This window comes from Bartonella sp. W8151 (genome assembly GCF_016100385.1).
Classification (GTDB): Bacteria; Pseudomonadota; Alphaproteobacteria; order Rhizobiales; family Rhizobiaceae; genus Bartonella; species Bartonella apis.
In genome coordinates, this window is sequence record NZ_JACFSO010000001.1 from 231,744 (window position 1) to 255,867 (window position 24,124).

Sequence of the window (24,124 nt, forward strand, 5' to 3'; positions counted from 1 at the left end):
CTTTAACTGCGTTTGACGTGTTCGATATAAAGTTCGCGCAAGCGCAATGTTACTTTTCCGGGCTTACCATCGCCAATTTTACGCCCGTCAACGCTCAAAACAGGAGCTGCAAAATTGGTGGTCGAGGTAATCAGTGCTTCACTGGCGGCATAGGTTTCTTCCAATGTAAAAAGCCGTTCTTCGACATTAATGCCATTTTTGCGCGCAAGCTCCAGAATGGTACCGCGGGTAATACCGGGTAAAATGGAGTGATCCAACTGGCGGGTGACAAGTGTCCCCTGACGATCGACAATGAAGAAATTGGACGAGGTTGCTTCGGTCAGATAGCCATCCTCGACATAGACAGCATCGTCAACACCTTCGGCATGGGCGTGAGTCTTGGTCAAAGACGAATAAAGAAGCTGCGTCGTCTTGATGTCGCGGCGGCACCAGCGGCCCTCTTTCACCGATATCATTTTCAACTGCGGCATTTTTTGAAGATTTTTGACAATGCCTGTCTGCGTGAACATGAAAAGGCAGGGCTTCAATTCGCTATTATCATAAACAAAATTACGATCCCCCGCACCGCGTGAAACCTGAAGATAGACAGTGCCGTTATCAAGACCGTTTCGCTTGATAAGCTCGCGATTAATATTGAGAAATTCATCCCTATCCACGTTGAATTCTATATCCAGCGCTTTCAGAGAATTTTTAAGCCTTTTGATATGTCCGTCAAAGTCGAGAAACTTTCCGTCAAGAAAAGAGGTGACTTCATAAACGGAATCGGCAAACATGACAGACCTGTCAAAAATCGAAATCCGGGCATTTGTTTCATCAAACCAATCGCCGTTGACATAAACGGTGCGTGTCATTGTATTTTTACCTCTTCAACATCATTCACCAGCGAAAAACATTTATCCTGCCGGAGAGAATCCGGATATTCCGATTTTAGAAACCGGAAGCCTTCAACTCTTTCCGGACGATCATTTTCCGCGTTTAAAAATCACTATGGAATTTTGGCTAAACTTAAGGCAGATTTGACAGAGCAGCAATAGCAGAGATGTCGCGGCCAATCATTTCGTGCCGCTTTTTTCATAAGGAAAATAACCGATGGCAGAACCGATTGCTTTTGTCAGCCGTAGTGAACAAACCGAAAGGGATAACTGGTTAAAAATCCTGTCCGAAAATTTAGGCGATGAAAAGATTGTAGATTTCAACGATTTGAAACCGGAAGATTATGACGCAATCGAACTTGCCATTGTTGCAAACCCTGATCCCGACCAATTGAAAAAACTCAAAAATCTGAAATGGATACAAAGCCTATGGGCAGGTGTCGAACGGATGGTGAAGGAATTACCCGAAAATGCGCCACCGATTGTCCGGCTCGTTGATCCCGCTTTGACCGAAGCCATGGCCGAAGCTGTTCTTGCATGGACGCTTTATTTAACCCGCGATATGCCGTGCTATCATCGCCAGCAACAGGAACGCCTCTGGCAACCACATAGCTATAAGGCTGCCTCACAATGGAAAATCGGCCTTCTCGGTTTAGGTGAATTGGGAAGAGCTGCGGCCAAATTGCTAACACTTACCGGATTTCAGATAAATGGTTGGTCAAAGAGCCAAAAAACGCTCGATAATGTCACATGTTTAAGTGGAAATGCCGGTTTTATGCGGCTGATTGAAACAAGCGATATTGTCGTTCTGCTTATACCGCTCACTCGTGAAACAACGGGGCTTCTCGGAAAGAACGAATTTGACCATATGAAAAAAGGAGCAAGCCTTATCAATTTTTCCAGAGGGCCTGTTATTGATACACATGCTCTTGTTGACGCTCTTGATAAACGTGAGCTCGATCATGCGGTTCTTGACGTTTTCGATCAGGAACCTTTGCCGCCCGATTCGCCCTTATGGCAGAATGAAAATATAACCGTGCTTCCCCATATTTCGGCTCCAACAAATAAAGAAAGTGCTGCAAAAATTGTGGCAAAAAATATAGCGAATTGGCGAAAAACCGGGAAATTGCCGCCCACAGTCAACCGGATGCGTGGCTACTAAAATGGTTGCTCGATAAAACACCGGAAAAACCACCAAAAACCGGCTTTAGAAAAATTGGTGCGGAAACCTTGCTTTCGTCATGATCGTTATATAGTTAATCTATATAACAGAATGGTATATTTATGTCGGTCAAAGCAACCTTATCTTTCACAGAAGATCATATCGGCTCGGTCGGGCGCGAGCGCATCAAGCTTCTCGAGGCTGTCGGCCGTGAAGGTTCGATTTCTGCCGCCGCCCGTTCTGTCGGGCTTAGCTACAAGGCGGCATGGGATGGCATTGGCGCCATGCAAAACCTCGTTGCAAAACCGCTTTTGAAAAAGAATATCGGCGGGAAAAATGGCGGTGGTGCCACCCTGACACCGGAAGCGTTAAAACTCGTCGAAACTTTTCACCATCTTGAAACCGGACTTGCCACAATGATGAAGCAAGCCTCCGATAATTTGTCGGAAATAGGTTTAAGTTCGACAGGGCTTTTACAAGGTTTCATGATGAGAACCTCGGCACGCAATGTTTTATCAGGTCACATTTTATCCATCGAAAGTGCAGTACCAGCCGCATTTGTGACCATCGGTATTTCCGATAAAATCGAAATCAAGGCCGAAATTACCGAAAAAAGTGTCGAGCAGCTTGGACTTGTCAAAGGGCGTGAGGTCGCAGCTCTTATCAAAGCACCTTTTGTGAGGATCATACCTTTTGAAGACAAGGACAATTTTTCTGAACAAAACCGTATTCCGGGAATTTTACAATCAATCACTGTCGGCAAAAAAAGCGTAGAACTTCACATCACGATTGGTGAAGACAAAACACTCATTGCAACAATGAGACCGGACGACCCCGCACTTGAAGGACTTATGGCCGATCAACCTGTTCTTGCGCTTATCAAGGCTGAAAACATCATAATTGCAACATGTTAGGAGAAGGCAATGAAATCCAAACTCGCTTTATCGATAAGTCTGTTGCTGGCAAGTGTAACCTTTGCCCATGCCGGTGAAACCGTTGTTGCGGTGGCCGCCAATTTTACTGAACCCGTCAAGGAAATTGCCGAACAGTTCAAAGAAAAGACCGGACACACGGCAACACTTTCATTCGGTGCCACCGGTAATTTCTATACACAAATAAAGAATGGTGCTCCTTTCGAGGTATTTCTTGCTGCCGATACCGAAAGGCCAACCAAGGCCGTTGAAGAAGGCTATGGTGTCAAGGGAACAGAGTTTACCTATGCAATCGGCACATTGGTGCTGTGGAGTGCAAAAGACGACCTTGTAAAGGGTCCTGAAACTTTGACGGATAGCAAAATTACCCACATTTCCTTCTGCAATCCTGATGCGGCTCCTTATGGCAAGGCGGCTGTCGAGACAATGGATGCGCTAAAAGTCCACGACAAAATCAAGGACAAACTTGTCGAAGGGCAAAACATTTCGCAAGCCTACCAGTTTGTCAAAACCGGAAATGCCGAAATCGGTTTTGTTGCACTTTCGCAGATTATCAATGAAAAAGGCGGCTCGAAATGGGTTGTTCCACAAAACGAATATAACCCGATCCGTCAGGATGCCGTGCTTTTGAAAACCGGTGAAAATAATGAAGCGGCAAAGGCTTTTGTGAGCTTCCTCAAAGGTCCGGAAGCGGCAACCATTATCAAAAAATATGGCTACACTTTGCCGGAAACAAAGTAGAAAGCATGATGCTACTTTCCAATGAGACATGGACCGCGATCAAGCTTACGGCCGAATTGGCGACGGTAACCACGTTTTTTCTGATGGCTATCGGAACGCCGATTGCTTTGTGGCTGTCGCGATCCAAAACTTATGGAAAAGAAATCGTCGCATCCATTATCTCCATACCTTTGGTTTTGCCACCAACGGTTCTGGGCTTTTATCTTCTGGTATTTCTGGGACCTAATGGACCAGGTGGCTTTATTGCACCATGGTTCGGCATGGATAAATTTGCCTTCACTTTTGAAGGGCTGGTCATCGGCTCGGTCATTTATTCCATGCCTTTTGTTGTTCAACCCATTCGCAATTCATTCGAGGCTATGGGAAAGAGACCGATGGAAGTTGCGGCAACGTTGCGTGCTTCGCCATGGAAAGCATTCTGGAAAGTCGCCCTTCCGATTGCGAGCCCCGGTTTTATGACTGCCGCAGTTTTGGGGTTTGCCCATACTGTTGGCGAATTCGGTGTTGTGCAGATGATTGGTGGAAACCTGCCCGGCAAAACGGCCGTGATCTCGACCACCATTATGAGCTATGTCGAAGCCGGTAAGATGCATGAAGCCAATGTTCTATCAATCATTATGGTTATCTTTTCATTCTGCATCATTCTTACTGTTTCACTCTTGCAAAAATTTATGCAGGCACGAACATTATGAATGAAACTATTTCTGTTGATCTTAAAGGGACACTGGGCAATTTTTCGCTCGATTGCACGTTTCATGCACCGCTTCGCGGTGTCATTGCGCTTTACGGCCCTTCCGGATGCGGGAAAACTTCAGTCTTGCGCGGCATTGCCGGACTTAACCGGTTTTCAGGAAAAGTCGAGATCGGCAATGAATGCTGGCAAAACGAAACCGGTTTCGTTCCTGTTTATAAACGTCCCCTCGGTTATGTTTTTCAGGAAGCCAGTTTGTTTCCGCATTTGTCTGTCAGAAAGAACCTTACCTTTGCTATGGTAAAAGGCGAAAACAATCTCTCACCGACATTTGACGAAGTGGTGGAATTTTTGAATATTGCCCACCTTATTGATCGTGCGCCGCACAATCTCTCCGGCGGTGAACGTCAACGTGTGGCGATTGGCCGTGCTCTCCTGTCACATCCCAAGATTCTCCTTATGGATGAACCACTATCGGCACTCGACAAACGGTCGAGGGATGAAATCCTTCCCTTTTTGATTGGTTTGCGTGACCGTCTTTCAATGCCGATCATTTATATCACCCACGATATTTACGAAGTCGAACGGTTGGCCGACACATTGGTATTGATGGATAGTGGCAAAGTTATTGCCTCTGGCAGTTTGAGAGAAATCGAAGCAAATCCTGATTTGCCGCTTGCCAATACTCGCGAAGCGGCCGTCAATCTTGACGGCTATGTCAAATCCTATAACGAACATACCGGCCTTGTCGAAGTGGATGTACCGGGTGGCACGTTCATTGCCCCTTCTGCACCTTTGGTAGGGGGGAAAAAAATGCGCATTCGCATTGCTGCCAATGATGTAAGCCTTGCTGTTAAAAAACCGCTAAAAAGCTCGATACTCAATGTGATGCCGGCACGCATTCTGACAATGCGGGAACAGGGGCATTTTGAAGTTCTGGTCAAACTGGAATTGGGTGGCAATGGAAAGGGAGCGCATTTTCTTGCACGCCTCACACGCCATTCATGGCAAATATTAGGGCTTAGAGAAGGAATGGACGTTTATGCCCAAATTAAAGGCGTTGCCCTGATCGACCAGCAAGAGGGGTAACTCTTTCAAGATAGATTCGCGCAAGTTCGACTGTGCCTTTCAAAAAAGTTTTGCGAAGCTTTTTGGCCGTTGGCGTTTGATTGTGCGTTTCAAGCCATGCTGTCAATTGCAAACGGCGCATCATGATAAGATGGACAATCATATATGCCATTTCCCGGTTTACCGGCATCACCTCGCCATAACCTTGAAGCCATGCATTGATATAGCTTGGCACAAACGGATTATCTTCTATAAAGCTCAATGCGTTGGCAAGATCCAATCCGAACCATGAAAAGCCGCAATCATCAAAATCGATTACGGCGAGTTTTTCGCCGTCAATCAATAGATTTGCAAGCCGCAAATCGCCATGGATAAGACCGTAATGGGCTTTATCTTTCGGAAAAGTTGAAGAAAAATATTCGAGCGTTCTATCGCAGTTTTCAAGAATTTCACGATCCTGAGATGAAAGATTTTCGGCCTCTCGCCAATTTCCCCAGATAGCATTTCGGCCGATCATTGTTTCATAAGACCAATGTTTACGAATGAAGCTTTCCGGCCTCACCCAATTCATGGATTGGCGATGCAGTTTGGCGGAAATTTTGCCAAGTTCAAAAAACCGGTGCACAAGCGCCTTATCAGCTCGAGGCTCTTGTCCCTGTATAAAAGAAAAACAGGCCAGCCTGAAAATGCCCGCTTCGACAAACAATTTGCCAAAACGGGAAATGAAAAGATGTGGAACTGTCACAATGCCGGATTGCTCAATTGCCTGAAGCCAAAGGAGTTCGGATAAAATTTCATCATTTTGATGATAGGACGGCCGATAAATCCGGATAATTCTTGTCTCGTTCCCGAAAGTTACCCGAAAAGTCGCATTTTCCGATATGGTAAGGAGGTCGATGCGGGCACTCTCAGGAATATCCCAACAAGCAAGATTGTTCCTTATCAAAGTCGGAAGGTCGTTTTCGGCTTTATTGATCATCTGTGTAACAGAAACACTGCCTGTTGCCCGAACAAATTCCAGGCCCCCCAAGGCAGTTTGCGTTTGACGGGCTTTCCCTGCCGGTTCAATACCACCGCTTCTTCTATTTCCGCTCCTATTTCTTTAACGAGATCGACAAAATCCTCAATCGTGCAAAAATGGATATTCGGCGTATCATACCAGCTATAGGGAAGCTCTTTGGTAACCGGCATACGGCCAAGAAAAAGCAGATGAGCGCGGGCGCGCCAATAACCGAAATTGGGAATGGAGACAACAGCCCTCTCGCCAATGCGTAAAAGTTGTTCGAGCACGACCTTCGGATTGTGTGTTGCCTGCAAGGTTTGCGAGAGAATAACATAATCGAAACACGAATCCGGATAATAAACGAGATCGCTATCGGCATCTCCCTGAATGACAGAAAGTCCTTTAAGCAAACATTGGTCAACACCTTGTTGCGACAATTCGACACCGCGTCCATCAACATTGCGCCGCGTTTGCAACAGATAAAGCAGACTGCCATCGCCGCAACCGACATCAAGAACACGGGCACCCGACCTTATAAAATTGGCGATCACTTCAAAATCGGTACGGGATTTTAACGCCGACAATAATTCTTCATTCTCGCTCATGCCGTCAATCCCCTCTGTTCTGCAGCCGCTGTCAGGAAACTGTGAATGGCAGAAAACATCACCGGTTCATCAAGCAGAAAAGCGTCATGACCTTTATCGGTTTTGATTTCAACAAAAGAAACCCGTGCCCCGGCAGCGTTGAGTGCGTGGACAAAGGTGCGACATTGCTCGGTGGTAAACAGCCAATCGCTGGAAAATGAAGCGACAAAGAACCGCCCGCGCGAGCCCCTGAAGGCATCGGCCAAATGGCCCCCATATTCGGCTTGAAGATCAAAATAATCCATAGCACGCGTCAAATAAAGATAGCTGTTGGCATCAAAGCGCTCAACAAATGTCATACCCTGATGACGCAAATAACTTTCTATCTGGAAATCGGCATCAAAGCCGAATGTTATCTGGTCGCGGTTTTGTAAATTCCGCCCGAATTTGCGATGAAGTGCCGCTTCCGAAAGATAGGTGATATGGGCTGTCATTCTGGCAACAGCCAAACCTTTTGTCGGTCGTTTTCCTGCTTCGAGATACCGCCCGCCCAACCAGTTGGGATCGGCCATAACGGCTTGTCTGCCAATTTCATCAAAAGCGATATTTTGTGCCGAATGGCGCGCACCGGTCGCAAGAATAACGGATGAAAAAACTTTTTCCTTATAAGCTGCCGCCCATTGCAATGCCTGCATTCCGCCCATGGAACCACCAACCACACAAAACAATGTCTTGATTCCCAGTTTTTCAACAAGCATTGCCTGTGCGCGCACCATATCTCCTATCGTGATAACAGGAAAATCGAGTGCATAGGGTTTTCCCGTTTTCGGATTTTTCGATGCCGGACCGGTAGAGCCGAGACATCCCCCTAAAACATTGGAACAGACCACATAATAGCGTTCGGTATCAATAATTTTACCGGGTCCCACCAATATATCCCACCAACCGGGTTTTCCGGTCACCGGATGGGTGTTGGCAACATGTTGATCGCCGGTGAGGGCATGGCAGATTAAAATGGCATTGCTTTTGTCTTCATTCAATGTGCCATAGTCCTGATAGGCAATCTGGAAAGTCGATAAAACAACGCCGCTATCAAGCTTTAGCGGCTCGTCTGGCCCGAACAGCGCTACTTTACTATCAGGAAAATCGGCTTGGGAATTTTTCGCGCCGGAAGATTTTCCGGTCGATCTCGTTTGTGTCATATCGGTTGCACCGTCTAGAAAGAAAAATAATAGCTAGTCGTCTCCTCTGACAAATGTCAAGATTTTCTCTCGACTTCAGATGAAAGCAAGGGTATTTCCTTAAATATTAAACTACCAGACCGGATAAATATCGATGAAAAAAGATGTTATTGTTGACCGTCCACAGCCTAGAAAAGGTATTCTGGACATTGCAGCTTACGTTCCCGGATCAAGCGAGCTAAAAAATACAAAGAAAGTTTTCAAACTTTCTTCAAACGAGTCGCCGCTTGGTCCTTGCCCGGCAGCAATTGATGCTTATCGGCAGGCAGCAGCACATCTTGAACTCTATCCGGATGGTTCGGCCACACCGCTTCTTGAAGCCATTTCGGAAGTGACAGGGCTTGCAAGGAGCAATCTGATGGCGGGAAACGGATCGGATGATTTGTTGGGGCTGTTAGCCAATACCTATCTTACAGCCGGTGATGAAGGTATTATGACCGAGCACGGCTTCGGTGTTTACGAAATACAAATCAGAGGGACCGGTGCAAAACCTGTTATTGTGAAAGAAAAAGATTGCCGAATTGATATTGATGCCATTCTTGACGCAGTAACAGAAAGAACAAAAATCGTTTTCATCGCCAATCCCGGTAATCCGACGGGCACCTATCTGACAGCAACCGAGGTCAAAAGGCTTCATGCAGGACTGCCTAAAAATGTACTTTTAGTCCTTGACGGTGCCTATGCCGAATTTGTCACCGAGGATGATTACGATACCGGCGTAGAACTTGTTTCGACAAATGAAAATGTTGTCATGACACGCACATTTTCAAAAATTTACGGGCTTGCCGGTTTGCGTGTGGGGTGGATGTATGCGCCCCTTCATGTCATTGATGCGGTTAACCGTATTCGCGGAGCTTTCAATGTCAGTGTACCGGCACAAGCCGCAGCAAGTGTTGCTTTTCGCGACAGAGCCTATATCCAGAATGCTATAGCCTATAATTCAAAATGGCGTTCCTGGCTCAAACATGAAATCGAGGCTTTGGGGCTTAAGGTTACACCTTCTGTCACCAATTTTCTGCTCATCCATTTTCCGGCAAACAAGGAAAAATCGGCCGCTCAGGCTGATGATTATCTGAAAGCCAACGGGTATATTTTGCGCCGCGTTACCGGATACGGATTTCCGAACGCGTTGCGCCTTTCCATTGGATCCGAAGAAGCAAATCGCGGCGTTATCGCCACATTGAAAAATTTTTTGAAGTAGAAAAATGTCTGAAGTGAAATTTAAAAAAATCGCCCTTATCGGTATCGGTCTTATCGGCTCTTCTCTTGCCCGTGTCATCCGACAAAAAAAGTTGGCCGATCATATCGCCATTTCCACCCGCACAGGAACGACGCTTGAACGGGCACGCGAACTTAAACTCGGTGACAGCTATACAACCGACAATGGCAAAGCGGTTGAAGATGCCGATCTCGTTATTGTTTCTGTGCCGGTCGGTTCATCCGGTCAGGTTGCAAAGGAAATTGCACCGCATTTAAAACCCGGTGCCATTGTTACCGATGTCGGTTCTACCAAAGCATCGGTTATCCGCCAGATGAAACCGGAATTGCCCGATAATGTCATTTTTATCCCTGGTCACCCTATTGCCGGTACCGAATTTTCCGGTCCCGATGCCGGTTTTGCCGACCTTTTCATCAATCGCTGGTGCATTTTGACACCGCTTCCTGATACGGATGAAAAAGCAATCGCCAAATTGACCCAATTCTGGGAAGCCTGTGGTGCAAAAGTTGACAGAATGGATCCCGAACATCACGATCTGGTTCTGGCAATTACATCGCATTTGCCACATCTTATTGCCTATAACATTGTCGGCACGGCAAGCGACCTTGAGAAAGTCACCAATTCCGAAGTCATTGCCTATTCGGCTTCCGGTTTTCGTGATTTTACCCGCCTTGCCTCTTCCGACCCGACCATGTGGCGCGACATTTGCCTGAACAATAAAGACGCTATCATTGAAATGCTCGGACGCTTCAGTGAAGACCTCGCGTCGCTCCAACGCGCAATCCGCTGGGGAGATGGGCAAGCTCTATTTGATCTTTTCACGCGTACACGTGCCGTAAGACGCGGCATTATTGATGCGGGGCAGGAAGTTGATGCACCCGATTTCGGTCGTCAGGTTGCTCGCAAACACCCCGAAGATCTGAAAAAATAACCGGACTTCACAAAGAAGCGTGTTTGCCAAAATTAAACGCGCTTCTTTTAACTATCTCTTATAACCGGATTTGTCTGAGACGAGCAGTTCATGTCCGTGTACCTCAACTGGCTTTCAAAACAAAAAGCAACAAGCGATAAGCAATGATTGCCCATATTTGACGAAGAAAATAGGGCGCCTTCTTGTTAATACGGATTTCTTTTATGCCAGCGTTGGCTCGGTTAAATCGGCTTAATCAATGTGCCGTTTCGCCTCTACAGTCGTTGAGCCATTTCACCATTTGTCATTATTTGAAATCATCAAGGCTAGGCGTTTTTTCGAGAAGCTCTTGCGGCGTCGGCAAAGAATCGTCAATCTTTTGATAGCGCATTTTCTCCGGTAATTCGGATGAATTGGAGGATTGATCGCGCTGCATGGCTGCCCGCGATAACAACATGAGTGTGACAGGTGTTGTCACAATAATAAATATTGCGAGCAATATAGAATGGGAAATGAGTTTGTGACCGCTTACCGTTGAATAGATGATCGAGGCAATGATAATGCCACTGACACCCCAGCTTGTTCCAAGCGTTGGCATGTGTAAACGTTCATAAAAGCTTTTTGCACGATTAAGACCGATGGCGCCGATCAATGTCAACCCCGAGCCTAATAGCAGGAAAAACACAATGACGATAGAAAGCCAGAGAGGAAAGTCTTCAATCATTCGATCACTTCCCCGCGCATCAGAAATTTGGCCAAAGCCGAACTTGAAACAAAACCCAAAAGGCCAATCACCAATGCGGAATCAAAATAAACAGTTGTGCCAGAACGCATACCGAAAGTGACGAACAACATTAAAGTAGCCGTATAAAGTGCATCAAGGCCCAAAATTCTGTCCTGAGCACGCGGTCCACGGATCAGGCGAATAAACGACAAGATCATCGCAAGTCCCAGAAACAATTGCGCAATATTGATGCCCCAATAAAGAATAACAATACTCATTGGAATATCTCCAGAAGCAGACTTTCATAACGATTTTTAATGAAATCTCTCCAATAATTTTCATTATCCATATCAAGATCAAGAATATGGACAAGAAGACTGCTATCCTTGCTATGATAGGCAATCCAGGCAGTCCCGGGTGTTGCCGTCATAATACAGGATAATACAGCAAGTGCTGTATGGTTTTTAAGTTCAAGCGGAACCGTGATGAAACCGGATTGTTTCCGTTTTGCACCGCTAAAAAGCACATAGAGAGCAACATCATAATTCGACTTGACGATATCGATCGTTACGCGAAAAAACAGCCTTATAACCGAGCCCCAATTATGGATATGTACCTTCTGCGGTTTTAATAACCGCATCAGAAAGCCGCCCGCAATTCCGACGACAATGCCGATGAGACCCTGCCCCAAGGTAAAGCCGTTCAAAATCATCCACATGACAAGAAGCGACAAGGTCAACAACGGATAGGGGATTATGCGTTTCATTTCATACCCCTTTCCACTTCAACTTTATCAATAAGTCCCGCCGTTATTTCTTTTGACGGGATCGGTCTCACTGCTACGGTTTGCTGCGGCAAAACACTGTCGATATAATTTTGCGGATGATGCAGTTCTTCAGCAGCTTTTCCCATATAGCTTGCTACCGGACCGGCAGCGATGGTCAATAGAAGACACAAACCGAGCAAGCCCGCAACGGGAGCAAATTCTATCACTTGCACGCGTGGCACTTTACCTTCAATTGAAGCCCAGAAAGTGCGGATACCGGTTCTTGTCATGGCGATAAGTGCGGCAAAACCGGAAAAGATGAGAAGAGCGACAAAAGTCCAATCCCTCGCGCTTGGTTGGTAACCATCGCCATTTAGTCCATCCGGATTGAAAATACCGGTAATCATCATAAATTTTGCAACAAACCCCGAAAATGGCGGCATACCGATAATGAGAATAGCCGTTATTCCGAAACATGCTCCAAGAATTGCAAGCGTTGCCGGAATATAAGTGCCGACTTCATCCTCTTCATCTTCCTCGTCTTCGCCATAAACTTCCATTGTTACCGCAAGAACATTGGCTGCTGTATCCTGACTGCGTTCGACGAGTTCGACGAGCAGGAAAAATGCCGCAAGCGACAAAGTGGAGGAAACAATATAAAAAAGTGCGCCAGCGGTGAGCGAAGCATTGCCGGTTCCGATAGCGGCAAGCAGCGTTCCCGATGACACCAGAACGCTATAGGAGGCAAGCCGTCCCAGAGCCTGACTTGCGAGCACTCCGATAAAACCGAATATCAAAGTTGCGAGCCCGCCATAAAACAATATGTCATTACCAAAACCGGTTAACGTTCCACCATTTGTTCCAAAGACCAGTAATGTAAGCCGCAAAACAACGTAAATTCCGACCTTGCTCAAAATAGCAAATGTTGCACCGACTGGTGCAGCAGCAGAACTATAAGTCGGTGTCAGCCAGAAGTTGAGCGGCCACATGCCGGCTTTGACCAGAAAGGCAATTCCGAGAATTGCCGCGCCGGACTCGAAAATAATACGATCGGCCGATTTGAGAGTTTGGAGCTTCAACGCAAGATCGGCCATATTCAATGTTCCGCAAACACCGTAAATGAGAGCTGCGCCTATCAGAAAAAACGAGGAAGCAATAAGATTGATCACCACATAGTGCATACCAGCACGCACCCTCGCCAGCCCGCTACCGTGGAGGGCAAGCCCGTAAGATGCTGTCAACATAACTTCAAAGAACACAAACAGATTGAACAGGTCTCCGGTCAGGAAAGCCCCGTTTACACCGGCAATCATGAATTGCATGAGAGAATGGAAGTGTGGACCGGCTTTATGCCAATGGGCAGCAGAAAACACCAATGAAGCAGCCGCAAGAATGCTTGCCAGAAAAACCATGACCGCACTTAACCGGTCGAGCACCAGAACAATTCCGAAAGGCGCTTGCCAATTTCCAAGGCTATAAACCTCCGCATGTGGCGAAACATCGACAGCCCGTTCGATCAATCCGATAGAAACAAGAATGAGAAGTCCTATCGACGAAAGGCTTATCCATAATTTGAGTTTGCGGCGTCTTTCATCATAAAAAAGCAGAAGTGCCGCAGTCGCAATGGGCAGAAGAATAGGCAGAATAACGAGATGGTAGAGAAAATTTTCGATCATTTATTTTCCCTTCCATCGACGTGGTCCGAACCGGTTAATCCGCGTGAAACAAGCAGAATAACAAGAAATAATGCGGTTGTGGCAAAACCGATCACAATGGCTGTAAGAACCAGAGCTTGCGGTATCGGATCGGCGTAATTTGCCGGATTGACAGGATTGGAGGGATCAACGATCGGTGCCGCGTTCGAGCGGGGACGTGCCATTGAAAAAATGAACAGGTTGACCGCATAGGAAATAAGTGAAAGCCCTAGAATGACCTGATAGGTTCTTGGCCGCAAAAGAAGCCAGATTCCTGAACCGGCAAGCACACCGATACCGAGAGAAAGAACAATTTCCATCAGTGTTCCTCCTCTTTACGGGTTGTGCGTTTACCAATGCGATAATGCCGGATTGATTGGTGCGCTATCGCAATGAGCATCAGCACAGTTGCACCGACAACGAGTGAAAAAACACCGAGGTCGAACGCCATAGCTGTGGCTGTCGGCATTTTTCCGATAAAAGGAATCTTCGTATATTGAAAATAGGAGGTAAGAAAGGGATAGCCGAAGAACCACGAGCCGATGCCTGTTACCAAAGCCAGAAGAATACCGAATCCGATCCAGCGCAGCGGTAAAACTTTAAGATGACTTTCCACCCACCGCGTTCCTGAAGCCACATATTGCAGAATAAATCCGATGGCCATAGTGACACCGCCGGCAAAACCGCCACCAGGCAAATCATGCCCGCGCATGAAAAGATAGACCGCAAAGGCCATAATAACCGGAAAAAGCCAATGCATGATGATGCGTGGAATAACAAGGTAATCGGAAACGGTATCACCAACCTCGCGGTCGGGTCTTGATTTGTCAAAAGCTGATTGAAGCTTTTGTTGCGCCGGTGCCTCGATACTTTCAACTGCGGGACGAAAACGCCTCAAAAGGGCAAAAACGGTGAGCGCGACAATGCCAAGCACCGTTATTTCACCCATCGTGTCAAAGCCACGAAAATCAACAAGAAGCACATTGACGACATTGCGGCCACCGGCATTGGAATAGGAATGGGTGAGGAAAAAGTCTGAAATCGTTTGGCCTTGGGGACGGGTCATCACACAAAAAGAGAGCCAGGCAAGCCCACCACCGCCAACGACAGCAATAAGGAAATCGCGGCCTCTTCTCAACCATGGCGTAAAACCGCTTGGCATAGGATCGGGAGCCTGCAAGCGTTTGGGCAACCATCTGAGCCCCAAAAGCAGAAGAACAGTTGTGACAACCTCAACAACCAGTTGTGTCAAGGCAAGATCGGGGGCTGAAAGCCACAAGAATGTGGCACATGTCATAAGCCCTGTAACGCCCAGAAGCATAAGTGAAGCGAAGCGGTGGAATTTTGCCTGCCATGCAACCAATATTGCGCAAATACCCCCGATCAGCCAGATAATTAAAAATGGCAGATCGAGCGGGAAAAGCGGCAACGCACCCGCATCAATCCATTGATTGCCGGCGATCAACAACAAGAGTGCAACGATTGGCGCAAGAACAATCCAGCGCACCTCTACTTGCAGGCGACGCGTGGAAAGGAAAGCCTCGGCCGAACGCGCCCATTTCCAGGATATTGTTACCAATACGCGTTCAAAAATACGCTGTCCCTTCAAATGTCTGAAAAATGGCGGGCCACCTTCACATGATTTCAGATATTTGCGCGTGAGAATATAAAGTACAAGCCCGCCTATCAAAGCAATGAGGCTCATGACAAGCGGCGTATTGAAGCCATGCCACAAAGCGAGATCATAATGCGGCGACTCGCCCCCCAATACCGAATGAACGGCAGTGCCCAAAATGCCACCGATTGCAAATTTCGGAAATATACCGATGAGAAGACACAAAAATACCAACAACTCGATTGGAAAACGCATGAAATGCGGAGGTTCATGCGGAATCTTTGGTAAATCATGCGGTTTTCCGCCAAAAAATACCCCATGAATAAAACGCACAGAATAGGTAACACTCAATAATCCCGCTAGCGTTGCGAGATAAGGCGTAATCTTGTCAAGCCAGGATTCCATGTGGACTTCAACCGCTTCGGCAAAAAACATTTCCTTCGATATGAAGCCATTGAGAAGCGGCACCCCTGCCATGGCAGCACTTGCAACCAGCGCCAATGTTCCGGTAAACGGCATATAACGGAAAAGCCCCGACAATTTGCGCATATCGCGCGTTCCCGTTTCATGGTCAATAATGCCCGCTGCCATAAATAACGATGCCTTGAAGATAGCATGGTTGACGATATGGAAAATAGCTGCAACGCAAGCAAGCGGGCTTGCAAGACTTAAGAGCGTGGTTATCAACCCCAGATGGCTGATTGTCGAATAGGCAAGCAGACCTTTAAGGTCCTGTTGGAACATTGCAAAATAGGCACCGATCAAAAGCGTAATCAAACCGCAAAGCCCGATAATCCAGAACCATGCTTCTGTTCCTGACAATACCGGCCAGAACCGCACCATAAGAAACACACCGGCTTTGACCATTGTTGCCGAATGAAGATAGGCAGAAACCGGTGTCGGCGCAGCCATTGCATTAGGAAGCCAGAAATGGAACGGAAATTGTGCGCTTTTTGTCAATGCTCCCAGAAGCACGCAGACAAGTGCCGGAATATAAAGCGGGCTTCTCTTGATGAGCGAACCCGAATTTAACACCACATCAAGATCGTAGCTGCCGACAATGTGGCCGATAATCAACATACCGACAAGAAGCGCAAAGCCGCCAAATCCCGTCACGGTCAGGGCCATGCGCGCACCATCACGTGCACTTGCATTATGGTACCAGTAGCCAATCAGCAAAAACGAGAAAATGCTGGTGAGTTCCCAGAAAATAACGAGGAGAACAATGTTGCCCGACAACACCATTCCAAGCATCGAGCCCATAAAGGCAAGCAGAAATGAAAAAAACCGAGGCACCGGATCAGCCGGATTCATATAATAACGGGCATAGACGACCACGAGTAGGCCGATACCTGTTATAAGAAGTGAAAACAGCCATGAAAAGCCGTCCATCCGCAAAGTGAAGTTCAACCCCCATTGCGGCAGCCAGATAATATCAAGTCTTATAACATTGTCGGCAGAAACAGCCGGATAAAGCATGATTGTAGAAAACAGTGCCATAAGTGCGATTGCACCGACAAACCATGCTTCATTATTTTTTGCTGTAGAACGAAAAAAACCGATAATGGCACTACCGACAAAGGGAAGTATTACCAGCAATATCAAGATTGCTTCCCGTGTTGTCATTATCTGCACACCATCCTGTTTTTCGGGCCTCGTTTCTATATAGGTCACCGGAAATGAATCGGTATCACCTAATTCTATATTGGATGTTTTAAAGCCTCACACGCAAGCCCTTTCAATGGCCTAACCCAGAAAATTTTGCCGTTTTTTTCAAATTTTTCTCATTTCACCAGAATGGGGCGTTTATGTCGTCCGATTGTCATCAATCGGACGATTTTCATTTCGGACTATAATAACGCGATACACATTGTTTTCGCGGACCGTCAAAAGGCTGATAGCTGTTATCGGAACTTGTATAGGACTTATATTTTGACGAACAAAAATCGACATGGTTTTTGATAAGCCATGACTTGTCATCTTCTTTTTTGGATTTTTGTGACGTTTTTTTAAGTTTTACATTGGTGCTGTCGGCATGTGCTCCCGGTTCAAATGCTGCTTCCGGATACCACCAGCCATCAGTATGTTTTTTATAACCGGTACGGTGATGGCGATAGCCTTTGAAACCATTCAATTCGCCACGGCTTGTGCTTGTAATGGCAGAAGATTCGGTTGTTTTTGCGTTTTGCGCAACCACAAGATTTTCATTGAGATCGGCAGCAAATGAAGAAAAAGCGGCGACAAGACCGATCACTGGCAGTCCGACAAACAAGCAAAAAGGTTTATTGAATTTACGCATTAAGAATCCTTCCCGGAACGACACATCGGGACTATAGCAGACATCAAATCGAGAAAACTGCACTCTTTTTTGCTATAGTTAATGAAGAACATATTTGCTCTTATAGAAATGTGTTTCTATATGTGGTCGAGGCTTTGATAGCCATCGGAAAACCGGATATTGCAGGATTAAAAAATGCTTCAAACGCCCTATTACCTTGTCGATAAATCGAAGTTGATGCGCAATATGGAAAAAATTGCGCGGTTGCGTGAACTCTCAGGTGCCAAATCGCTTTTGGCATTGAAATGTTTTGCAACATGGGGCGTTTTCGATTTTATGGCGCGCTATATGGATGGCACCACATCATCATCGCTTTACGAACTGCGTCTGGGAAAAGAAAAATTTGGTAAAGAAACCCATGCCTATTCTGTCGCCTGGGCCGACTATGAAATTGATGAAGCGATCACTTATGCCGATACAATCATATTCAATTCCATCAACCAGCTTCACAGATTTGCAAAAAAATCTGAACATATCGAAAGAGGTTTGCGGCTAAATCCGGGAATGAGCTGTTCCGGCTTTGACCTTGCCGACCCTGCCCGCCCTTTCAGTCGTCTTGGCGAAACAAGTTACGAAAAGATCGAAGCGGTTTTACCGCTCGTAAACGGTTTCATGATTCACTATAACTGCGAGAATGGCGACTTTGCTTTGTTTGACCGGATGCTTTCCGATATAGAACAAAAATTCGGCCAACTTTTTCACCATGTAGAATGGGTGAGCCTTGGCGGCGGTATCTATTTTACCGGTAAAGATTATCCGCTTGAAGCTTTCGCCGACAGGCTCAAGCGTTTCTCGGATAAATACGGGGTTACGGTTTATCTTGAACCGGGTGAAGCTTCCATAACCAATAGCGCAACACTTGAAGTTACCGTTCTTGACACAATGCATAATGGCAAGGATCTTGCGATCGTTGACAGTTCCATCGAAGCTCATATGCTTGATCTTCTTGTTTATCGGGAAAAAGCGAAAATTTCGCCAAATCAGGGACCTCATGAAATTATGGTTTGTGGCAAATCATGCCTTGCCGGAGATATTTTCGGAACATTCCGTTTTCCTGAAAAATTGAAAGTAGGCGACCATTTGTCGATAGAAGATGCGGCCGGTTACACAATGGTGAAAAAAAATTGGTTCAATGGTCTTAATATGCCCGCTATTGCGATAAAAGAATTGGATGGAACCATTCGTGTTCAACGCGAATTCGGGTATAAAGACTATTGTGAAAGCCTTTCTTGAAAAAGGCTCCAGATTCAACAAGGGTTTTGAAAGCAAAATTTAGGAGACAAACCGGGAATGAAAAAGAATATCCTGATTATTGGCGCAGGCGGAGTGGCTCAGGTGGTTGCTCACAAATGCGCCCAACATAACGATATTCTCGGTGATCTTCATATCGCATCACGAACACTGCAAAAATGCGAGTCGATCATTGCATCCGTCAAAGAGAAAAAATCCATGAAGGTAAAAGGTGTATTCGAAACGCACCATCTCGACGCAATGGATGTAAAATCGACGGCAGATCTTATTCGTAAAACAAAAAGCCGGATTGTTATCAATGTCGGCTCGGCTTTTCTTAATATGTCCGTTCTGTCGGCCTGTATCGAGACCGGTGCAGCCTATATCGACACAGCTATTCACGAGGATCCGCTAAAAATATGCGAGACGCCCCCCTGGTATGGCAATTATGAATGGCCACGCCGCGAAGAATGCGAATCGCATAAAGTAACGGCCATTCTCGGAGCAGGATTTGACCCCGGAGTGGTCAATGCTTATGCAGCGCTTGCCCATCAGGACTATTTCGACAAAATCAGCGATATTGATATCATCGATATCAATGCCGGTAGTCACGGGCGCTGGTTTGCCACCAATTTCGACCCGGAAATCAATTTTCGCGAATTTACCGGTCAGGTCTGGTCATGGCAAAACAGCAAATGGGTTTCAAACAAAATGTTTGAAATCGGGCACGAATGGGATTTGCCGGTTGTCGGTCGGCGCAACACCTATATGACCGGTCATGACGAAATCCATTCTTTGTCAAAAAATCTTGATGTGCCGAATATCCGCTTCTGGATGGGGTTTGGCGAACGCTATATTACCGTATTCAATGTGTTGAAAAATCTTGGGCTTTTATCCGAACAACCCGTAAAAACCGCTGAAGGTTTGGAAGTTGTTCCGCTTAAAGTGGTCAAAGCTGTTTTGCCGGACCCATCTTCGCTCGCACCTGATTATACCGGTAAAACCTGCATCGGCGATCTCGTCAAAGGTGAAAAAGATGGCAAACACCGCGAGGTGTTTATCTATAATATCGCCGACCACAGAGAAGCCTTTCTCGAAACAGGTTCACAAGCAATTTCCTACACGGCAGGGGTTCCGGCTGTCGCCGCTGCCATATTGGTGGCACTTGGCGATTGGGATGTAAAAACCATGGCCAATGTGGAAGAATTGCCACCGGAACCGTTCCTGAAAAGACTTGATGAAATGGGACTTCCCACCAGAATTCGTGAAGGAAAAGAAGATAAAAAGCTTGTTTTATAGCTTTAATGACTGAAAAGTGCCGACAAAGCGGAAGGCTGTGATGCAAAAAAAAAGCCGAATATATTTCAAAACGATCGCGAGATTGTCGAAACGTTTTGCTTTTCTTTTTGCTCTTTTCGCCGGCACTTTTTACCTTTCTTCACCGGCATTGAGTGAAGACGCGACACCTTCACAGCCAAAATTTTTTGAAAAATTTTTACCGAAGGCGCTGCTTGAACAAAAAAAACAGGCGGAGCCACCTGTCTGCTCGGGTGAGGATTTAACCAAAAAACTTTCAAAAGAAGAAAACCGGAAATTTTTGAGCCGTGCAAAAAAAATAAAAAATGGCAATGCACGATTCTGGAAGGTTGAAAAAGAAGGGACCAAGCCATCCTATCTTTTCGGCACAATGCATGTGACCGATCCGGAAATTGTCAATCTCGCTCCAAAGGTCAAAACAGCACTCGAAAATGCAGACCGTATTGTCCTCGAGTTGAGTGAAGCGGCGGATGATAACGGTAAAGCAATGGCAGCAAAACTTGCTGCCTCACCGGATTTTCTGACTGCCAAAAAAGGCGAGAGTTTCAAGGATGGACTTTCGCGGCAAGAATTCCATAAGCTTAAAACCGCATTTGAAACCCACGGTCTACCTTTTCAACTTATTGCCAATAACAAACCATGGTTCATCTGGATGACATTGAGCCTACCGGCCTGCGAGGCGCGTCGGGAAGCCTATGGATACCGTGCACTTGATGTAGAAATCGGGCAAAACGCCAAAAAACTTGGAAAACCGGTCATCGGTCTTGAAACAGTTGATGAACAATTATCTGCAATTGAAAAACTACCTATAAGTTTTCAGGCAAGGTCAATCGAAGATTACCTCGACAACTCCAAATTTTACGCCGATATGTTTTATACCGAAACGCAACTTTATAAACAAAGTCGTATTGGCGAAATTCTCGTTCTTGATACTCTGTTCAAAACAACGATCAGCAAAAAAGACCAGGAAATTTTCAAAGATATCCTGATGACAAAACGCAACTTACGCATGTCTGAACGCGCGCTTCCTTTGATTGAACAAGGAAACAGTTTCATCGCGGTTGGTGCAGCACATATGGTTGACGATAGTGGCCTTGTCGAACAATTACGCAAACATGGCTATCATGTCAGCCCGATAAAACTTTGATAATTTTAAAAGCAACAAATCCGCAAAAGCTTTTTGCTAACGGCATGATACGCTTATGAAGGCGAGAAATTGCCGTCTCACGCATCTGATTACGACGTGTACTGGATAACGCTTTTTCCCTTTTTCCAGTCCTGTCATTTCTATTAAAGCAACAATGGCTTCTTTAAGCGAAAAAACTCAAAGCAAAGTTTTGCCATCGCATTCATCAATATGGATAGTATCGACGTATTTTCGTGATTAAATCCCGACTATGAAATAAAATCGACATTCCCATTCCAGTCTGACCTGAAAATTCCGGAGTGACCATATAAATCCGGTTTGATTGCAATAAAAAGGCCACCCGAAGGCAGCCTTTTTGAATAATATGTCAAATCGCTTACATATTGATCGGTTTTGAAAAAGCGGCCAATGCAGCCTCTTTCACAGCTTCCGACATTGTCGGATGAGCATGGCAGGTCCGTGCCAGATCTTCCGATGAGCCGCCAAATTCCATCAAAACAGCAATTTCGTGAATCATTTCACCGGCACCGAAGCCAAGAATATGGCCGCCCAGAACCTTGTCGGTCTTGGCGCAAGCAAGGATTTTGACAAATCCGTCAGTCTTCAACATAGCGCGGGCACGACCATTGGCAGAAAAGGGGAATTTGCCAACGCGATATTCAATGCCGGCTGCTTTAAGCTCTTCTTCGGTTTTGCCGACAGAAGCGACTTCCGGCTCTGTATAAACGACACTCGGGATCACATCATAATTGACATGGCCTTTTTGACCGGCAAGAATTTCAGCCAGAGCAACACCTTCGTCTTCCGCTTTATGGGCAAGCATCGGACCTTTGACAACATCGCCAATTGCGTAAATTCCGGCAATATTTGTTTGCCAATGTGAATCGATATTCACCCGACCACGTTCGTCCAGTGTTATACCGGCCTCTTTGAGGCCAAGTCCTTCGGTATAAGGACGACGACCAGTAGCAACGAGAACAATATCGGCTTCAAGAGTTTCAGCCGAACCACCTTTGACAGGCTCAAAAGTAACCTTGGCACCGGATGCGGTTTTTTCAACGCCGGTTACTTTTGCACCAAGTTTATATTCAATGCCCTGTTTTTCCATGAGTTTCTGGAACTGTTTAGAAACTTCACCGTCCATCGGCCCCAGAACCTTGTCGAGGAATTCGACAACTGTGACTTTTGCACCAAGCCGGCTCCAGACCGAACCAAGCTCGGAACCGATCACACCGGCGCCGACCACAACCATGTGATGAGGTACTTTGGGAAGCGACAAAGCACCGGTTGAGGAAACAATAACTTTTTCATCGATATCGATCTTCATTCCCGGAATACCGGCAACGTCGGAACCTGTTGCGATGATGATATTTTTGGTCTCAAGAGTCTGTTTCGAGCCATCTTTGGCAGCAACTTCGACTTTGCCTGCACCAAGAATTCTGGCCGTGCCGTAAACGGTGTCAATCTTGTTTTTCTTCATCAGAAAAGCGACACCGCTTGTGTTACCATCAACGGTTTTCTGCTTGTGGGCCATCATGCCGGCAAGGTCGAGTTTAGGTTTGGAAACCGAAACACCCAAAGCTTCGAAACCGTGTTGGGCTTCAGCAAAAATTTCTGAAGCATAGAGCAGAGCTTTAGAAGGAATACAGCCGACATTAAGACATGTACCACCCAATGTATCGCGCTTTTCCACGATTGCTGTTTTTAGCCCGAGTTGTGCAGCCTTGATTGCTGCAACATATCCACCGGGGCCTGCTCCAATTACCACAACATCATAAGACATTCTTTTTCCTTTCGTTACGGCCGCAGAGACCTGAAAATTTTAAAAATTACGAGGCTTTCTGAAACATAAGCCTGATACTGAATGCGATGAAAACAGCTCCGCAAAGGCGATCAATCCATTTGGCGGCGCGTTGATATAATGAGCGAATGGCAGGGGTCGTCATAAAAATGCCAACCAAAACGAACCATCCTATAAGAAGTGCCGACATCGATAGACCATAGCAAAACTTGACTGCTATAGGCGTCACCGGTGCGACAAATGTCGAGAAAATCGAAAGAAAGAAAAACACCGCTTTGGGGTTAAGAGCATTGACGGTAAATCCGGCAAAAAATGCTTTTTTCAAACTTTGCCGTGTTTTTTTACTTTTCATATTTTCGTTTTTTTCACCCGCAATACCGCGCGAGGTAATGCTTTTAATGCCGATATAGAGAAGATAGAGAACACCGAGCCACTTAACGACATTAAACAGAATAAGGGATTTCGAAATGAGCAATCCAAGTCCCAGAATCGTGTAACTTACGTGAAAGAGCAGAGCCGCGCCGATGCCGAAAGCGGTTGCAAAAGCGGCCTCACGCCCATGAACCAGAGATTGGCGCAAAATCAATGCGAAATCGGCTCCCGGCGTTATTGCCGCAATTGCGAATACCGCCATCAATGTTGACCATTCGACAAAATAAGGAGCCATCATCTAACTCCAGAAAGCGGCGACAAGCATGATGACCAATCCGAGGATGGAAATTAGCCAGACGATGCTACGGATGTAGGGGATGCCCAAGAGGTAAAGCGGAATATAGATAATCCTTGCTATGACCCATATGGATCCACCTGCCACGGTCAACATAATGTTATTGGGTGTAAAATCACCGAGCAACACCAATGCCAGAAATGCCGGATAAGTTTCACGGAAATTGGCGCTCGCACGCATTGCCCGACCGGCATAAACCGATTTCGGCGTTTCTCCGCCATCTCTTGGTCCGGCGTTCCAGCTTCGTCCCAATTCACGTGTTGTGAGAAAAGCCTGCAAAAAAATATGCACCAACAACAATATGACGCTTATGGCCAATAATGCTGCTGGTGCATTCATTTG

Annotated in this window: 24 protein-coding genes; 10 read left to right on the plus strand and 14 right to left on the minus strand. The window is 46.2% G+C overall.

All coding sequences use genetic code 11. The features are described from left to right. Positions 1-2: 2 nt before the first annotated feature. A complete protein-coding gene (locus tag H3V14_RS01115; protein WP_198226118.1) occupies positions 3-851 on the minus strand; it encodes a D-amino-acid transaminase in 849 nt (282 codons plus the stop codon). 238 nt (positions 852-1,089) lie between these two features. On the opposite strand from H3V14_RS01115, the gene H3V14_RS01120 reads away from it, so the two are divergent. The 5 genes from H3V14_RS01120 (at position 1,090) to modC (ending at position 5,487) form a co-directional block, all read left to right on the plus strand. After that, a complete protein-coding gene (locus H3V14_RS01120) occupies positions 1,090-2,034 on the plus strand; it encodes a glyoxylate/hydroxypyruvate reductase A (RefSeq protein WP_198226119.1) in 945 nt (314 codons plus the stop codon). A 122-nt stretch (positions 2,035-2,156) separates the two neighbouring features. Further along, positions 2,157-2,948 carry a TOBE domain-containing protein gene (locus H3V14_RS01125; RefSeq protein ID WP_198226120.1) on the plus strand — a complete coding sequence of 264 codons (792 nt, stop codon included), beginning with the start codon at positions 2,157-2,159 and terminating at the stop codon, positions 2,946-2,948. Positions 2,949-2,957: 9 nt separating this feature from the next. Next, positions 2,958-3,707, plus strand: coding sequence for a molybdate ABC transporter substrate-binding protein (gene modA / locus H3V14_RS01130; protein ID WP_198226121.1), 750 nt, complete (start codon positions 2,958-2,960; stop codon positions 3,705-3,707). 5 nt (positions 3,708-3,712) lie between these two features. Continuing rightward, positions 3,713-4,399, plus strand: a complete 687-nt coding sequence (gene modB, locus H3V14_RS01135) for a molybdate ABC transporter permease subunit (protein ID WP_198226122.1) — start codon at positions 3,713-3,715, stop codon at positions 4,397-4,399. Then, a complete protein-coding gene (gene modC, locus H3V14_RS01140) occupies positions 4,396-5,487 on the plus strand; it encodes a molybdenum ABC transporter ATP-binding protein (protein WP_198226123.1) in 1,092 nt (363 codons plus the stop codon). The genes modB and modC overlap by 4 nt, the downstream gene beginning before the upstream one ends. Here modC and H3V14_RS01145 read toward each other — a convergent pair. Genes H3V14_RS01145 through H3V14_RS01155 form a run of 3 tightly spaced genes read right to left on the minus strand, consistent with a single transcriptional unit; the run spans position 5,450 to position 8,255 of the window. Next, entirely contained in the window at positions 5,450-6,496 is a 1,047-nt protein-coding gene (locus H3V14_RS01145) for a phosphotransferase enzyme family protein (RefSeq protein WP_198237168.1), read from the minus strand. The genes modC and H3V14_RS01145 overlap by 38 nt on opposite strands. Continuing rightward, positions 6,442-7,074, minus strand: coding sequence for a methionine biosynthesis protein MetW (gene metW / locus H3V14_RS01150; protein ID WP_075869464.1), 633 nt, complete (start codon positions 7,072-7,074; stop codon positions 6,442-6,444). The genes H3V14_RS01145 and metW overlap by 55 nt, the downstream gene beginning before the upstream one ends. Continuing rightward, positions 7,071-8,255 carry a homoserine O-acetyltransferase gene (locus H3V14_RS01155; RefSeq protein ID WP_198226125.1) on the minus strand — a complete coding sequence of 395 codons (1,185 nt, stop codon included), beginning with the start codon at positions 8,253-8,255 and terminating at the stop codon, positions 7,071-7,073. The genes metW and H3V14_RS01155 overlap by 4 nt, the downstream gene beginning before the upstream one ends. A 133-nt stretch (positions 8,256-8,388) precedes the next feature. Between H3V14_RS01155 and hisC the strand changes: the two genes are divergently transcribed. Both hisC and H3V14_RS01165 read left to right on the plus strand, forming a co-directional pair. Next, positions 8,389-9,495, plus strand: a complete 1,107-nt coding sequence (gene hisC, locus H3V14_RS01160; protein ID WP_198226126.1) for a histidinol-phosphate transaminase — start codon at positions 8,389-8,391, stop codon at positions 9,493-9,495. A gap of 4 nt (positions 9,496-9,499) precedes the next feature. After that, positions 9,500-10,444, plus strand: a complete 945-nt coding sequence (locus H3V14_RS01165; RefSeq protein WP_075913782.1) for a prephenate/arogenate dehydrogenase family protein — start codon at positions 9,500-9,502, stop codon at positions 10,442-10,444. Positions 10,445-10,730: 286 nt separating this feature from the next. Here H3V14_RS01165 and mnhG read toward each other — a convergent pair whose 3' ends face one another. From mnhG to H3V14_RS01200, 7 genes are all read right to left on the minus strand, one after another. Further along, the gene (gene mnhG / locus H3V14_RS01170; RefSeq protein WP_198226127.1) at positions 10,731-11,147 is read right to left on the minus strand and encodes a monovalent cation/H(+) antiporter subunit G; all 417 of its coding nucleotides are present in this window, start codon (positions 11,145-11,147) and stop codon (positions 10,731-10,733) included. Continuing rightward, complete coding sequence (locus H3V14_RS01175) at positions 11,144-11,425, minus strand: K+/H+ antiporter subunit F (protein WP_078040253.1); 282 nt, start codon at positions 11,423-11,425, stop codon at positions 11,144-11,146. The genes mnhG and H3V14_RS01175 overlap by 4 nt, the downstream gene beginning before the upstream one ends. Further along, positions 11,422-11,913: a Na+/H+ antiporter subunit E gene (locus tag H3V14_RS01180; RefSeq protein WP_198226128.1), complete on the minus strand. Its 492-nt coding sequence runs from the start codon at positions 11,911-11,913 to the stop codon at positions 11,422-11,424. Before H3V14_RS01180 ends, H3V14_RS01175 begins: the two co-directional genes overlap by 4 nt. Further along, positions 11,910-13,586, minus strand: a complete 1,677-nt coding sequence (locus H3V14_RS01185) for a monovalent cation/H+ antiporter subunit D (RefSeq protein WP_198226509.1) — start codon at positions 13,584-13,586, stop codon at positions 11,910-11,912. The genes H3V14_RS01180 and H3V14_RS01185 overlap by 4 nt, the downstream gene beginning before the upstream one ends. Next, positions 13,586-13,927 carry a Na+/H+ antiporter subunit C gene (locus H3V14_RS01190; RefSeq protein ID WP_075869471.1) on the minus strand — a complete coding sequence of 114 codons (342 nt, stop codon included), beginning with the start codon at positions 13,925-13,927 and terminating at the stop codon, positions 13,586-13,588. Before H3V14_RS01190 ends, H3V14_RS01185 begins: the two co-directional genes overlap by 1 nt. Further along, positions 13,927-16,848 carry a monovalent cation/H+ antiporter subunit A gene (locus tag H3V14_RS01195; protein WP_198226129.1) on the minus strand — a complete coding sequence of 974 codons (2,922 nt, stop codon included), beginning with the start codon at positions 16,846-16,848 and terminating at the stop codon, positions 13,927-13,929. Before H3V14_RS01195 ends, H3V14_RS01190 begins: the two co-directional genes overlap by 1 nt. 214 nt (positions 16,849-17,062) lie before the next feature. Continuing rightward, positions 17,063-17,521 carry a BA14K family protein gene (locus H3V14_RS01200; protein ID WP_198226130.1) on the minus strand — a complete coding sequence of 153 codons (459 nt, stop codon included), beginning with the start codon at positions 17,519-17,521 and terminating at the stop codon, positions 17,063-17,065. Positions 17,522-17,695: 174 nt separating this feature from the next. Between H3V14_RS01200 and H3V14_RS01205 the strand changes: the two genes are divergently transcribed. The 3 genes from H3V14_RS01205 to H3V14_RS01215 are packed head-to-tail and all read left to right on the plus strand — an operon-like array spanning position 17,696 to position 21,254. Further along, on the plus strand, positions 17,696-18,793 hold the full coding sequence (locus H3V14_RS01205) for a carboxynorspermidine decarboxylase (RefSeq protein ID WP_198226131.1): 1,098 nt from the start codon (positions 17,696-17,698) through the stop codon (positions 18,791-18,793). A 57-nt stretch (positions 18,794-18,850) separates the two neighbouring features. Further along, complete coding sequence (locus H3V14_RS01210) at positions 18,851-20,089, plus strand: saccharopine dehydrogenase family protein (protein ID WP_198226132.1); 1,239 nt, start codon at positions 18,851-18,853, stop codon at positions 20,087-20,089. A 40-nt stretch (positions 20,090-20,129) separates the two neighbouring features. Further along, positions 20,130-21,254, plus strand: a complete 1,125-nt coding sequence (locus H3V14_RS01215) for a TraB/GumN family protein (protein ID WP_198226133.1) — start codon at positions 20,130-20,132, stop codon at positions 21,252-21,254. A 376-nt stretch (positions 21,255-21,630) separates the two neighbouring features. Here the strand turns inward: H3V14_RS01215 and lpdA are convergent, their stop codons facing one another. Genes lpdA through H3V14_RS01230 form a run of 3 tightly spaced genes read right to left on the minus strand, consistent with a single transcriptional unit; the run spans position 21,631 to position 24,121 of the window. Then, on the minus strand, positions 21,631-23,037 hold the full coding sequence (gene lpdA / locus H3V14_RS01220; protein ID WP_198226134.1) for a dihydrolipoyl dehydrogenase: 1,407 nt from the start codon (positions 23,035-23,037) through the stop codon (positions 21,631-21,633). Between the two features lie 46 nt (positions 23,038-23,083). After that, positions 23,084-23,722, minus strand: coding sequence for a LysE family translocator (locus H3V14_RS01225; protein ID WP_198226511.1), 639 nt, complete (start codon positions 23,720-23,722; stop codon positions 23,084-23,086). 3 nt (positions 23,723-23,725) lie between these two features. Continuing rightward, a complete protein-coding gene (locus H3V14_RS01230) occupies positions 23,726-24,121 on the minus strand; it encodes an MAPEG family protein (RefSeq protein WP_198226135.1) in 396 nt (131 codons plus the stop codon). Positions 24,122-24,124 lie beyond the last annotated feature (3 nt).